12 protein-coding genes are annotated in these 14,976 nt (G+C 35.9%); all 12 read left to right on the top strand.

Going from position 1 to position 14,976, the window contains the following annotated elements:
- Positions 1-29: 29 nt before the first annotated feature.
- Positions 30-1,106, top strand: coding sequence for a formimidoylglutamase (locus QWY78_RS04215; RefSeq protein ID WP_290216909.1), 1,077 nt, complete (start codon positions 30-32; stop codon positions 1,104-1,106).
- A gap of 60 nt (positions 1,107-1,166) precedes the next feature.
- Complete coding sequence (locus QWY78_RS04220; protein ID WP_290216911.1) at positions 1,167-2,711, top strand: DUF8728 domain-containing protein; 1,545 nt, start codon at positions 1,167-1,169, stop codon at positions 2,709-2,711.
- 1 nt (position 2,712) lies between these two features.
- The gene (locus QWY78_RS04225) at positions 2,713-3,702 is read left to right on the top strand and encodes a glycosyltransferase family 2 protein (RefSeq protein ID WP_290216914.1); all 990 of its coding nucleotides are present in this window, start codon (positions 2,713-2,715) and stop codon (positions 3,700-3,702) included.
- Positions 3,703-3,718: 16 nt separating this feature from the next.
- A complete protein-coding gene (locus QWY78_RS04230) occupies positions 3,719-4,849 on the top strand; it encodes an EpsG family protein (protein ID WP_290216915.1) in 1,131 nt (376 codons plus the stop codon).
- Positions 4,850-4,854: 5 nt separating this feature from the next.
- Complete coding sequence (locus QWY78_RS04235; RefSeq protein ID WP_290216917.1) at positions 4,855-5,976, top strand: glycosyltransferase family 4 protein; 1,122 nt, start codon at positions 4,855-4,857, stop codon at positions 5,974-5,976.
- Between the two features lie 35 nt (positions 5,977-6,011).
- Entirely contained in the window at positions 6,012-6,860 is an 849-nt protein-coding gene (locus tag QWY78_RS04240; RefSeq protein ID WP_290216919.1) for a polysaccharide biosynthesis/export family protein, read from the top strand.
- 1 nt (position 6,861) lies between these two features.
- Positions 6,862-9,351, top strand: coding sequence for an exopolysaccharide transport family protein (locus QWY78_RS04245; RefSeq protein WP_290216921.1), 2,490 nt, complete (start codon positions 6,862-6,864; stop codon positions 9,349-9,351).
- A 149-nt stretch (positions 9,352-9,500) separates the two neighbouring features.
- The gene (porG, locus tag QWY78_RS04250; protein WP_290216924.1) at positions 9,501-10,418 is read left to right on the top strand and encodes a type IX secretion system protein PorG; all 918 of its coding nucleotides are present in this window, start codon (positions 9,501-9,503) and stop codon (positions 10,416-10,418) included.
- Between the two features lie 4 nt (positions 10,419-10,422).
- Complete coding sequence (gene uppS, locus QWY78_RS04255; RefSeq protein WP_290216926.1) at positions 10,423-11,175, top strand: undecaprenyl pyrophosphate synthase; 753 nt, start codon at positions 10,423-10,425, stop codon at positions 11,173-11,175.
- Between the two features lie 28 nt (positions 11,176-11,203).
- On the top strand, positions 11,204-13,741 hold the full coding sequence (locus QWY78_RS04260) for a BamA/OMP85 family outer membrane protein (protein ID WP_290216928.1): 2,538 nt from the start codon (positions 11,204-11,206) through the stop codon (positions 13,739-13,741).
- An 11-nt stretch (positions 13,742-13,752) separates the two neighbouring features.
- Positions 13,753-14,415: an OmpH/Skp family outer membrane protein gene (locus tag QWY78_RS04265; protein ID WP_290216930.1), complete on the top strand. Its 663-nt coding sequence runs from the start codon at positions 13,753-13,755 to the stop codon at positions 14,413-14,415.
- Between the two features lie 13 nt (positions 14,416-14,428).
- Positions 14,429-14,926, top strand: coding sequence for an OmpH/Skp family outer membrane protein (locus QWY78_RS04270; RefSeq protein ID WP_290216931.1), 498 nt, complete (start codon positions 14,429-14,431; stop codon positions 14,924-14,926).
- The last annotated feature ends 50 nt before the right edge of the window (positions 14,927-14,976 follow it).

Here is a 14,976-nt window from a genome sequence, read left to right on the forward strand (position 1 = left end):
TACTTTTGCTACAATCAATATTACCTACTATGAATCTCGAGGACATTCTGCTGCCACCAAGGCCCATAAAAACAGAAAAATGGCAAATCGGAAATAGCATCTTTAATGAAATACAAGAGTACGGAATTGCGCTCATCTTTTGCTCTGATTACCGTGGACTACAAAATGGTGAGGCAGAAATTCTAGACTTTAAAAACGTTAGAAAAGAACTTTATCGATTGTCAAATTTAGATTTCGAAGTCCCGATTTGTGATTTAGGAAATTTAATTTCAGGGAGGTCTCATCAGGATACTCATTATATTTTACAAGAGGTATTATCCATGTGTCATTATAAAAATGCCATACCAGTTCTAATTGGCGGCAGTAATGACTTGGCTTTCTCGTTATTCTCAGCTTTAGATTTTCATCAAAAAAACACGAATTATACCCAAATTTCTAATCTCATTTCTTTGGTAAATGAAGGAGAAGAACTCACGGAGAAAAATTTTCTGTCCAGAATTTTAGGTTCCAAAACTTTTAGCCTAAATCATTATCATCATCTCGGTTATCAGAAACATTTGAATGAAATGGACTCGGTGAAATTGATGAAAGAAGTAGAATTTGATGTGGTAAGGCTGGCCGATTTAATGAACAATACTGAGAGAACAGAACCGTTTTTCCGACAAGCAGATCTGGTCACTTTAAATTGTGACGCGGTAGAAAGTATAGGCGATGGTTTTTCAGTCAATCCGCAAATCAATGGCTTAAACAAAAGAGAGATTTGTGCCTATATGAAAGAAATCGGGTTGAGTCAAAAGTTGAAGTCGGTTGGGATTTTTAATTTTAATGCCAATTCTGAATCTTTTCTGAATCACCAATTGATGGCGCAGATGATTTGGCATCTTATCGAAGGAATTAATATTCAGAAATCTCATCCCGTCGAAAAATCTTTTGAGATCTATTGGTTGATGATTGATGAAGAGAAATATGCTTTTCAGCGGGAAAGATTTACGAACCTTTGGTATTTTGGAGCTGATGAAGACCTGTCGCAATTAATCCCGTGTTCGCTGAGCGATTACGAAGCAGCAAAAAAAGGAGCGCTGAACCCACGACTGCTAAAAAATTAGTGGGTTTTACGATTCTTCTACTTCAATTAAAATTCTTATTTTTGACGCTTAAACACCCTGATGAAATCCGTTCTATCAAAGATTTTCGCATCTCCTTTTCTGCTTATACTACTGGCTGTTTTGGTAAAAGTCCCTTTGTTTTTCACCAAAAACATTCAGGAGGATTCTTTTATTACTTGGCGTGTTGCGAGAAATTTCGTGCAATATGGCGTTATTGGTTTTAATGGTGATGAAAGGATTTCGGCTTCTACCACACATTTATATGTTCTTGTAACCGCATTTTTCCAACTCATTTTTGGTGATGGATTTATTTATCCACTGCTTATTTTCAGTGGGATTCTTTTTGCAATGGGGTCTTGGTGGTTGGCCCAGATTTTCTTTCCGGGTGATACGCTGAAGCGGGGGTTTTTCTTTCTTTTGCTAAATATTACACCACCCGCTTTAACCGCTTCTTTCCTCGGAATGGAGTATGGGATTTTGTTTTTCCTCTATAATAGTCTGATTTATTTTGGTCTTTTTAAAAATAAAAAATGGGCCTATTTTCTTTTTCCTATACTTTTACTTTGGACCAGAGTGGATACTGTAATTTTTCTAGGAATTTTCTTTCTGGGCGATTGGTATCTTAAGAGAAAATTCAATTACCTCTATATTTTAGGTGGGATTATTGGCGTAGTGACTGTGGTAGGCTTTAATTATTTTTATTTTGGTGAAATCGTCAACCATACGATTACAGCAAAAAAAATTGCCTATAAAAATCTTACACAGAATAACAGCATTGAGTTTTTTCTTTATCAATGGGCCTATTATGGCGGTTTAATTAAGAAGTATGCAATTTATACGTTTTTACTTTTTGTTGTATTTCTAGGTTTTTTAGGTTATGCTATTTTCAAAATTATTAAGAATAAAAAAATAGGAACACCTACAACCAAAGTTATTTTGGGTTTGATTCTTCTATTTGCCCTTTCAAAAATTACGATATTTTCAATTTTTAAAGCTTATTTTGATTGGTATTATTGGCTTCCACGGGCATTTTTGTTTGTGGTGACTTTATATTATTTTTTGAACATCACTACTTGGAAGAAGAAATGGTTGTTTGCCGGAATCTCAATTGCAGGTGTAGGGTTGTATTTTTTTCAAATGCTACAATCATACACAATTGGTTATATGGAAGAGCGCCAAAGAATGACCATCGCAGCAGATATCAATAAAGATAACGTGGGTATTGAGCAATCTATTTTGCTGGAGCCCGCTGGGATAATTCCTTTTTATACGAGGCTTTACACGTATGATGAGGTGGGTTTGGTAAATGAACGCATTAATGACGAAATGCGGAAGGATGAGAAATATTGGTGGATCAATGCTGTTCATCAATTTCAGCCTGATTATATTTTAACCATTGCAAAAAAACCGGGTGATACAAACAGTTTATACAAGATAAAACCAGAAGACAGCAAAGATTTTGAGCAAGATTATCAACTCGTCAAGGACTATCCAATTGCAAAAATTCACGATCATGCACCTTTGCTTTTAAAATGGATTTACCAGATTAGACCGATTGGTAAAGATTATTATCTTTATAAAAAACGGATAGAAAACACAAACTAAGATGCCGAAAGTTTCCATAATTGTTCCCGTTTACCAAGTTGAAAAATACCTTAGAAAATGTTTAGATTCTTTGGTTCATCAAACTTTGCAGGACATCGAAATTTTAGTAGTTAATGATGGGAGTCCAGATCATTCACAAATCATTATTGATGAATACCAGCACCAATATCCTGTAATAATTAAATCGTTCTTCAAAGAAAATGGAGGTTTAAGTGAGGCGCGAAATTTTGGTTTAGACCGAGCAAAAGGCGAGTTCATTGGATTTGTAGATAGCGATGATTCGGTTTCGGTAACCATGTTTGAAGAAATGTATGCGTTAGCAAAAAATCATGCTGCCGAAATGGTGGTTTGTAATCTACAAAAAGTAGATGAATTTGGTAATATCACGCAGAAACTTACGCAAATTCCAAATATGCCCGAGAAAATCGACTTAGAAACGCATTTTTCAGTTTTTTCAGATCTTTCGTATTTTGCATGTAATAAAATTTTCAAAAAAGAGCTTTTCGAAAATAAAAGATTTAAAAAAAACATTCATTTTGAGGACATTCAGTTGATTCCACAATTGCTGCTGGAATGCAGAACAATTGCACAAACCCAATGCTATCATTACGATTATCTAGAACGAAAAGATTCAATCACGAAAACACATAACCGTAGCGGTTTAGATATTTTGAAAGCAGTGGAAGCAGTAAATGTAGCATTTGAAAAATCGCAGTATGCTGCAAAAAATAAGGAGCTTAAAAATTTTAATATTCTGGAAGGAGTTTATACCTTCTTGGCTTACTTGGCTTTTGTAAAAGATGATCGGTCGTATGGTGAAATGAGTAATGCACTGAAAAGTTTTAGCAGAAAACATCACCTATCAAAAAGAGAAATATTTACCTATCAACGCTTTGAAAAGAATTATCTCTTATCTTTGCCACTTAAGAAAAAAGTATTTTATTTCCTTTATTTTACAGGACTCTATTCGTTTGTACGGAAATTAATATAAAAACAGTACTTTATTGATGCCAATTTTACACCCTATTTTTATCTTGATTTTTCTCTTTCTTGCCTTTGCGAGTTATTGGGAGATTTTTAGGTTAGAAAAAAAGCAGAGTGTTTTTGTGTGGGTCGCAGGGATTTTGATTATTGTTGCGGTAGGCTTTCGGATTAATGTTGGTGCAGATTATCCTGTGTACAAAATGCTTTTTTCAGGATTTGCGATTTACACCACCTATGGCGATGTTTTAGACAAGGCACTTTTTCGCCCCAATTCAGAAGAGATCGAGTGGATTTTTGTACTCATCAATAAACTGGTCTTCGATTTCGGACTGCCTTTTTATATTGTGACCTTTATCATGGCCCTTATTGCGGTGACCCTTAAGTTCACCACCATTTATAAAAATGTTGCGTTTCCTACCTTGGCCTTAATGTTCTATTTTATGCCCATCATGTTTTTTGAGGATTCTGGACAGATGCGGCAAGGCTTAGGAATTGCGGTTTGTGTGGCTTCCTTCAAATTCATCAAAGAACGTAACTTAATGATGTTTCTTCTATGCATGTATATTGCCTTAGGATTTCACAAAACATCAATCGTTTTTGTACCTGCATATTGGCTTGTGAAAATACCCATGAATAGCAAAAGAATATTTTGGGTTTTGGTGATCGCCCTCTTATCATCACCGTTTGAATTGTATCGATTAGGAGGTGGGATTTTTGGAGCCATCGCACCAGATGACCTTTCTGGAGCCTACACAGGATATCTCGATGATCGCTATTATGGGACAAATGTAGAAACAGGGTTGAACGATATTGTAAAATTATTTTTTATCGGGATCCTTATTAAATATGACGAAGAAGCCTGTGATGAGGTTTGGTGGTATGAATACATGAGAAATTTAGCGGTTTTTGGTCTCGCGCTGTTTTATTTTTTTCGGTCGAATGAAATTTTTGCCGTACGGCTTCCGGGTGCCTATATGTTTTTTGTAACCATGTTTTGTATGACCAGTATCGTTTATGCGGTTAAAGGACGAGGCCGACAAATTTTATATTTAGGATTTATGACTTATTTTGTAGCGATGTTTTTTTATTTTGGCAAAGGAAATGGGCATAAGGGTGGCTTTTCAATAGAACGATATACAAACGCACTTTGGTAAATACGATGAATGAACTAATAAAAGATTTACTGGAGAACCTGGGAATTTCCCTTTTCTATGCAAAGTTAGTACTAGGCATGATGTTTTCTTTTGCCCTAACTTTTTTTTCAATCCCTACAATCGTCAAAATTTCTCGAAGAAAAAACCTGATGGATGAACCTGGGACCAGAAGCTCGCACCTTCGTAAAATACCTAATCTGGGTGGTATTGCTATATTTTATTCTTTGGCAGTATGCGCCTCAATATTTGCATTTGAATTATTTGAACTCTATAAATTCTTATTTGCTTCTTTGGTGATTTTACTTTATATCGGTGTGATGGACGATATTGTGGTCATGCGTGCATACAAAAAACTCTTGGCGCAAATCATGGTTACCGCCCTTATGGTTCTTGGATCTGATGTTAGAATTAGAAGTTTCTTCGGGGTATTTGGGATTTATGAACTCAGCTATACGTTCAGTGTTATTTTTAGCATGTTTACCTTTATTGTTTTAATAAACGCCTTTAATTTAATTGATGGTATTGATGGTTTATCTGGCGGATATTCTATAATTTGCAGTGCTTTATTTGGAATCAGTTATTTCCGTTTAGGTGAATATAATTATCCGTTGGTCGTTTTGTCCGCAGTAATTATTGGTTCTGTGATCGGATTTTTGTATTATAATTTATCCCACTACAGAAATAATAAAGTTTTCATGGGAGATACGGGCTCCATGATTTTAGGTTTTTTACTGGCTTTCACTGCGATTTGTTTTATTGATATTTTCATTGATAAACAGTTGCCAGAAGTTCCGCGATACTATCTGCAAACTGCCCCAGCAGTCACTGTTGCTATTTTAATTCTCCCTATTGTAGACACCTTAAATGTAGTTATGATCCGTTTATTTAAAGGGGAATCCATATTTGCCGCAGATAAAAACCACATTCATCATTCACTTTTAGATTTAGGACTTACCCATAGAAGGTCTTCGGTGTATATTCTGTGCTATTATTTGCTTGTAGTCGCAGTTGCGTATTTTTATAGGCATATCAATGTGAACTATTTACTGCTGCTGGTATTAACCTTAGGATTTATTGGCGCTTATATCCCTCGTTTTATTTTATACACCAGAAATAAAACCAATTAATAATTTGTTATTTTTGCAAAACCATAATACTTCTGATGAAAACATTAAAAAAAGCTTTATTCCTCACTCTTCCTTTCTTTCTTTTCTCCTGCATCACTTCTAAAGATGTACGATACATGCAACCTAACGAAAGTTTGGTGATTAATGAAGAAGGTTTGGTTCCCTATAACGTTCCTATTTACAGGATTACTAAAAACGATATTTTAACGCTCAACATTGTAACCACCCCACAAGGTGATGCCGCACAGTTTTATTCTACATTAAATGCAACCCAATCGACTGGCAATTCTGGCGGGAGCGCAACGGTTACCAACCAAGGTGGCGGTCAAGGTGGGAATACAACCATCTATTTTAATGGATTAAAGGTAGATTCAAACGGAGATGTAAATGTTTTCGGAATCGGATATATCAAAGCAGAAGGAAAAACGGTTGAGGACATGACAAAAGAAATTCAACAGAAGGTAAACCAAAACTTTGTTGAAGGAAAATCGGAAGTGCGACTGAATATAGATGGGATCACTTACTATATTTTAGGAGACGTAGAAACAGTGGAGATTAGTGGAGAAAAAAAAGCGCACAAAAATACATTGACCATTACAGAAGCCTTGGCAATTAATGGCGGACTAAACAGAACTGTTGACCGAACAAATATTGTGATTCATAGAAAACTACCAGAAGGAATCAAAATAGCTAAAATAGATTTAACCCGCGAAGACGTGATGAACTCGCCTTATTATTGGGTGCAAAATGGAGACGAAATTTTTCTGACCACCCGATCAAAGAATCTCAATGGTTTTGGAAAAGATCCGATACAAACACTAACTACCGGAGTTTCACTTGTTACTACCGCGATTACGATTTATCTAATTTTAACAAGACTCTAAGATGATTCCGGGAAAAGAAAATACAAACACAACAACCACACAAGATAAGATTGGTTCCTTTGCAATCTTTGATTTTGAGCATTTCCTTAGAAAAATAGTAAAAAACTGGTATTGGTTTTTACTAATGGCAGCATTGGGCTATGGCATTTCTTGGATGTATAGTAAATACTATGCACAGCGAATATACGCCTCAAGCCTTTCTTTAAGCATTTCAAATAATACTGCAAGTTATTTTACCCCAAACCAATCCATCAACTTTATCTGGGGAAACAATGGGAATCAAGATGGCGTTTACTTGAAAAAAATGTTGCTCTCAAGATCACATAATGAATATTTGGTAAAGCAATTGGATCTATATGTGAATTACGCCACAAAAGGATTCATCAAGCAAACCTACCTCGATAAGTTCGATTCACCCGTGTTTTTAGAGGTTGATAAATCATCTTTACAACAAGTAGATTACCCTATAACCATTATCCCAAAAGGAGGCAACCGCTTTGAAATAGTTCTGCCAAAAGAAGGCGAGTCGACCTCTTTATATTCGTATGAAAAAGAAGGATTTCAAACAGTAACACCCTACAAAAGAACAGAAAACAAAATCATTTCTTTGAATGAGTGGTACGTTTCACCCAACTTAAAGTTTAAATTAGTGAAAAACGCTAATCCCAGTGAAATTAAATTTGAAAATATCGTTGTAACACTTGCCACTGTTAATAATACCGTGAATAGTTTGGTAAGCACCATCGATGTTGATTTTGATAAAGAGATTAATACCATCATGATTATCAGCAAAAAAGGCTATAATCTAAATGGTACCGTTAATTTTCTGAATATTTCAGTGGATGAACTTCAGAAAAAAAGATTAATTGATCGAAATGTTGTTGATAAAAATACCGAAAAATATTTGTTGGATAATCTTTCCAATATTCGAAAAAAATTAGATTCAAGCGCAGCAATTCTCAATCATATGAAAATTTCAGAAGGTCTTTATAATATTAAAGACCGTGACGAAAAATCTTTAGAAAATATAAAAACATTAGATGCTAAAAAAGCAGATTTTCTAACCCGAATCAATTCTTTAAACAGTATCAAAAACACGCTGGCTTCACAGAATTTAGATCGCATGATCAGCACCAACAGCGCAGGTGTAGAAGATGGTGTTTTTAATGCGACTGTTTCTGAACTCAAAGCATTGTACGCCAAAAGACGCGAACTTGCACTTGTTTATACGCCAAGTTCTGAGCCAATGCGCGAAATCAATCGTTTGATTAATGAAGCAAGAACCAACTCTACAGGCTCGTTACGTAATTATTACAACACCTACCTTAATGAAATCTCGAAAATTGATCGAGAAATCGCAAGAGCCAATGTTGATTTGGTTACCTATCCGGAAAAAGAACGCCGGTACATCGACGCAGAGAGAGGTTACAATATGATCGAAGCCACTTACAATACCTTACTTGCCAAACAAAATGAAACGCAAATTAGAGTAGCAACCAATAAATCTGATATTAATGTTATTGATCCTGCGAAAAATCTCGGCCAAGGACCTATTGCACCCAATATCACAAAAACCAAATATACCATCATTGGCGGATTGCTGCTTTTACCTTTAATTCTGATCACCATTGGCCAAATGCTCGATAGCAGAATTAGAAATATTAAAGAAATGGTGCAGGCCACCAAAATTCCATTATTAGGTGTGATTGGAAAAAGCAGCCACGAAAATAATTTAACCGTTTTAGAACAGCCAAGATCATCTATTTCCGAAGCATTCCGGGGAATACGGGCCAATCTAAGGTTTTTGCACAAAGAAGATAACCAATCCAAAGTGATTCTCGTAACCTCCTCCATCGGCGGCGAAGGAAAAACCTATGTTTCTATTAATATTGCTTCTGTTCTAGGACTCAGTGGGAAAAAAACAATTTTGCTGGGAATGGATCTTAGAAAACCAAAGATTTTTGGAGACTTTAAAATTAATAATCAATATGGAATTTCTAACTATTTGACTGGCGAAGTAGAAATCGATAAAATCATTAATAAAACAACAATTCCGGATTTAGATGTGGCAACATCTGGTCCAATCCCGCCCAACCCTTCCGAACTTTTAATGAGCGAGCGCAATATTAATTTTATAAAAGAATTAAAAAGCCAATACGATTTTATCATTATCGATTCACCACCAGTAGGCTTAGTGGCTGATTCGTTTGAATTGATGACCTATGCCGATGCGAGTGTGTATGTGGTAAGACATGAATATACAGAAAAACACATGCTGAAAATGATTACCGAAAAGTATCATAATCATGAAGTACAAAACCTAGGTTTAATATATAACGATTACCAAGTAGATCAAGGTTATGGATATGGCTACGGTTATGGCTATGGCTATGGCTATGGCTATGGCTATTTTGAAGAAGATGCCTATTATAAAGAACCAACTCTTATTAAAATTAGAAATAAAATCAGAAAAATTATGGGGAAAGATTAAATTTTAAAAACCTTCCTGCTGAAGGGTTTAATTTCTGAAAAACATAATTCGTCGTTTTCAAAGCAATAAATTATGCTTTTTTGAGGTTATTTAACTAAAAATTAAGAATTTCCTTACGGTAAAATTGTTTTATATTTGCAAAATTATTTATGAAAATTGATGTACAGTCATTCATGCAAAAAAAATTAATCTACACGCTTATTGCACTGTTTTTTATTTCCGTTGGCTATAAAGGTCAGCGACACGAAATAGGAGTTCAATTGGGCATGAGTAATTTGGTGGGGGATATCGGCAGAACCAATTATGTTTTACAGAAACCTGTATTGGATAATATTGCTGATTACGGAATCCCATTTTACGGTAGTATTTTATACCGAATGAATTTTAACCCTTATCAAACAGTAAGGTTAAATTTGGGCTATAACCATATTCAGTTTATTGATGCCTATGCGAAAGAACAATACCGTAGAAACAGAAAGCTATGGGGAACAAATTCTGTGGTAGAAGCAGATTTAATTTTCGAGTACAATTTTTTTCCGGTCAATGATGAGCAGAAAAGCTTAGTAAGTCCTTATATTTTTGGTGGAGTAGGCGCAATTCTGGCAAGCACACCACAGCTCACTGTAGAAAATGATTTTAGACGTGATGCCGGTGGAACAGCTCTGGCACCGACGAATGTAAATGATTTTGAAACAAGAACAACCTACACCTCATCCAAAAAATTAACCATGGCAATTCCTTTTGGAATAGGGTTGAAATATAAATTTAATTATAACTGGGCCTTGTTTGGTGAATTCATGTTCAGACCAACCTTTTCAGATTCAATTGACTACAGTATGGTTGATGATAAAAGCGTAAAAGTGACCTATAACAAAGATATTTTAGCAGCGGGAAGCAATAACAAATCCCTCTTGCAAGAAAGCCCTTATAAAGAAATAGCAGAAGCGAAAGTAGCAGAATTGCTTAAAGATAGACAAGTAGGGAACATCAATTCCAAAGATTGGGTCAATACAGTCTCAATAGGTTTAAGCTATTCCTTCGGAAGACCACCATGTTATTGTGAGTAAAAAAATGCAGTCGATAAAAGAAAAATTAAATTTGGATTATCTTCCAAAACATGTTGCCATCATTATGGATGGGAATGGAAGGTGGGCGAAATCCCGTGGTAAAGAAAGGACCTTTGGGCATAAACACGCCATTCAAGCTGTGAGAAATGCAGTGAATGCTTGTAACGAAATTCACATCCCTTATCTCACCCTTTATACTTTTTCTTCAGAGAACTGGAATAGACCAGATGAAGAGGTAAGTACGCTGATGGGTTTAATATCAGAAACACTGCTTTTAGAAGCTGAAGACATTTTCAGCAAAGGCTTGAGAATGCATATCATTGGCGATATTGAAAAACTACCAACCTTGGTTCAGGAACAATTGATGCAACTGGTAGAAATAACCAAGAACAATGATAAGGGAAACCTTGTTTTGGCGCTGAGTTATGGTTCTCAGAAAGAAATTTTGAGTGCCGTAAAGCAAATCAGCACCAAAGTGAAAAATGGAGAATTAACAGAAGAAGATATTACAGAAGAGCTTTTTGAAGATCATTTGTATACCAAAGATTTTCCACCAGTGGATTTGTTGATTAGAACAAGTGGTGAAGTGAGAATCAGTAATTTTCTGCTTTGGCAAATTGCCTATTCAGAATTACAGTTTTTAGATATCTTATGGCCAGATTTTGGGCAAGAAGATTTCTTCAAATGCATTTACGATTACCAAGCCAAAGAAAGAAGATTCGGTAAAACAAGCGAGCAGCTTGACGAACAAATATAGAAATAAGAAATAGTTAGCAAGATAAAAAATGAAGTTTAAATTCTTACCCATCATCATGTTTGTGGCCTCAGCCCATTTTTATGGTCAGATTACGCCATCGCAAAACACCCAGGAAAATAATCCTGTTCACGCTCAAGACGAAGCAGGAACTTATATCCTGAAAGACATTGTCGTTGATGGTGTGAAAAAATATACCGCTGCCCAGATTTTAAGATTTACAGGTCTTAATAAAAACGAAAGCGTAGAAATTCCAGGACAAAAAATTAGCAACGCAATTAAGAAATTGTGGGAAACACAATCCTTCTCTGAAGTTGAAGTTTATATCGAAAGCCTCGAAGGCGATCAGGTAGTACTGCGATTTAACCTACAAGATTTAAAAGATTTGGGAGAGGTTAAGTTTAAAGGCAAAGGCATCGGAAAATCGAAAAGTGAAAAACTAGCGAAAGACAATAATCTAAAGCCTGGGACTAAAATTACCCAGAATTTAATTTCGACACTCAAAACCAATATTCCGCAAGAGTATATTAAAAAAGGTTTTGCTGATGCCAAAGTGACCATCCAAGATCAAGTGAACGCAGGCGATCCTAATTTAGTCGATTGGACCATCACCGTAGATAAAGGCAGAAAAATTAAAATCAGTCATATCGAGTTTGAAGGCAACGAAAATATTTCTGATAAAAAACTTCGAAAAAAAGCTTTTAAAGATACCAAGCAGAAAAGTTTCGGAATTAAAGCAATCTTGAAACCCTCGAAATTTATCGAAGATAAATACAATGATGATAAGGGTAACCTGATTAACTATTACCGATCACTAGGATTCCGTGATGCACAAATCGTTTCCGATTCCGTTTGGAGAAATCCTAAAAATCAATATGAAATTAATGTCAAACTCTCCGAAGGTAAAAAATACTACATCGGCGATGTTAATTTCTTAGGAAATACCGCCTTTTCGACCGATGACTTACAAAAGGTCTTGGGCTACAAAACAGGTGATATTTATGATGCCGTTGGATTTAACAAAAAAGTTGGTGAAGATGGTGGAAAGGAAGATGATTCCGACATCAAATCCATTTACATGAACAATGGTTATTTGTTCTCGAACGTTACCCCGATTGAAAAATCAGTAAAGGGAGATTCTATTAACCTGGAGATTAGAATTAATGAAGGTGAAAAAGCAACCTGGAACCGCGTAACCTGGAGCGGTAATACCACAACCCATGACCACGTAGTCCTTCGTTCTTTAAGAACCAAACCAGGAAGTTTATTTGCCAAAAGCGATATCAAAAGAACCTATTTTGATTTAGCAGGAATGCAGTTTTTTGACCCGCAACAAGTGGGGCAACAAATCACGCCAAACCCTCAAGATAATACCGTAGATGTACATTGGACTCTGGTTGAGAAAGGCTCTTCACAAGTACAGTTACAAGCAGGTTACGGAGGCGGTTCATTTATCGGAACGCTTGGACTAACTTTTAACAACTTCTCTTTGAGAAACTTCTTAAAATTAAAAGATTTCAAACCTGTTCCACAAGGTGATGGGCAAACCTTATCAATCCAAGCGCAAGCCGGTCAATTCTTCCAGAATTATGGGATTTCATTTACCGAGCCTTGGTTGTTCGGAACAAGACCCACTGCACTTTCAGTAGGACTTAATCAGTCTTTGGTTCGCTATACCGATCAATTTGGATTAACACAAAAATTAAATATTTTCTCAGCAAGTGCGGGGTTAAATAGACTTTTAAGATGGCCAGATGATTATTTCTCTCTCTACACTGGAATACAGTATCAAAGTTATGATTTCGAAAACTATCCTTTCCAGTTTGGGAATGCGACCGAGTATTATGGCTCGGCGAAGAACTTTAGTTTCAATGTGGGCTTAAGCAGAAACTCAGCTGGGTTAGATCCAATTTTCCCAACACAAGGTTCTAATATTGAAGCCTCGATTAAATTTACGCCACCGTACTCACTCTTTAGCGATAAAGATTATGCAAATATGCCGGCGATCGAAAAATATAAATGGTTAGAGTTTTATAAAATTAAAATGAAAGCCGATATCTACAATACGGTCGTAGGAAAATTAGTTTTAAGAAGTACCGCTGAAATGGGCTTCCTTAATGGATATAAGAGTGAACTGGGCGCACCGCCTTTTGAAAGATTCTACGTTGGTGGAACGGGTCTTTTTGGTGGCAGATATGATGGTCGAGAATTGGTGCCACTACGTGGATATGAAAATGCTTCTTCTACCGGAGGAACACTTGAGGATGTAACTCCTTACGGTGGAGCAACGATCTACAACAGATTTGCATTAGAATTGCGTTATCCAATTTCGATGAATCAAACAGCGAAGATTTATGCACTTTCTTTCCTAGAAGGAGGGAATGCCTATAATTCATTCGGCACGTATAATCCATTCCAACTGAAGCGTTCAGCGGGGGTTGGGATTAGAGTTTATATGGGGGCTTTCGGTCTGATAGGATTTGATTTCGCATACGGATTTGATAAAACCCTCATCGGAACAGAACCTGCCGGTTGGAAAACACACTTCTTGATGAACCAATCATTATAAAAGTATTACCTATGAAAAAGTTTCAATTCGTATTCGTATTTCTGCTCACCTTTGCAGCCACTGCCACAGCGCAGAAAATAGGAGTAGTTGACACCAATTATATCCTTAGTAAATTGCCTCAGTACGCCGAGGCAGAAGCCAGACTCAATCAGCAGATTACCAGTTGGCAGAACGAAATTCAAACTTTGCAAACAGAATTTGAAAAAAAGAAGGCAACCCTTGAAAATGAAAAAGTTCTTTTGATCGGCGATCAGCTGAAAGTCCGTCAAAAAGAAGTAGATGATTTAGACAAAAAAATCAAGGCGATGATTAATAATCGTTTTGGATCATTGGGCGAAATAAACAACGCGCGCTCAAATCTCACCAAACCTTTTCAGGATCTTATATGGGGCGCAATTAAGACGGTTTCAGAGAAAAATACTTTGGGCATAGTTCTTGATAAAAGCAATAACATCAGTGTAATTTTTCTTGATAAAAGATATGATTATACAGATAAAGTGTTAGATTTACTGCTGAAAAATTCGCCTGTTAAAAAGATGGAGCAGGAAGAAAAAAATAAAAGAAATATTTTAGACCAAAAAAATGATCGAATGAATAAAATGAAAGAAAGATCAAATGAAGCGTCTGATGTAAAAGAGAGAAAAGAAACGATAAACAAAACAACTATAAATTAATTTATCCCCAATTATGAAAAAATTAAGTGTATTATTTGCAGCAATATTGATGTTTGTAACCGTAGGAGTTGCAAAAGCGCAAAAAGTTGCAAGTATGGATTATGAAGCAGTGTTAGCTGTAATGCCAGAAACGAAAAAAATGACAACTGAATTAGAAGCTTTTAGTAAAACTAAAGGGGAGGAATTAGGTAAACAAGCAGACGCATTTCAAAAAGAAGTACAGCAATATCAGCAAGTAGACGGTCCTAAAATGACAGAAGCGCAAAGAACCGCTAAAGAAGCTGAGCTTCAGAAAAAACAACAAAATTTACAGCAAATTCAAGCTACAGCTCAAAACGATTTAGCTCAAAGGAGAGATGCAGCGGTTAAACCAATCATCGAAAAATTGAACAAAGCAGTAGAAAAAGTGGCCAAAGCAAGTGGGTACGAATTTATTATCGACTCAGGTGCTTTAATCTACAAAGGTGGTCCAGATGCGACTGCAGCAGTGAAAAAAGAATTAGGACTTTAAGAGATTATTTTATTATCCCAAACCATCCCAATAATCTGGGATGGTTTTTT

It is taken from the genome of Kaistella yonginensis, from assembly GCF_030409525.1.
GTDB lineage: Bacteria > Bacteroidota > Bacteroidia > Flavobacteriales > Weeksellaceae > Kaistella > Kaistella yonginensis.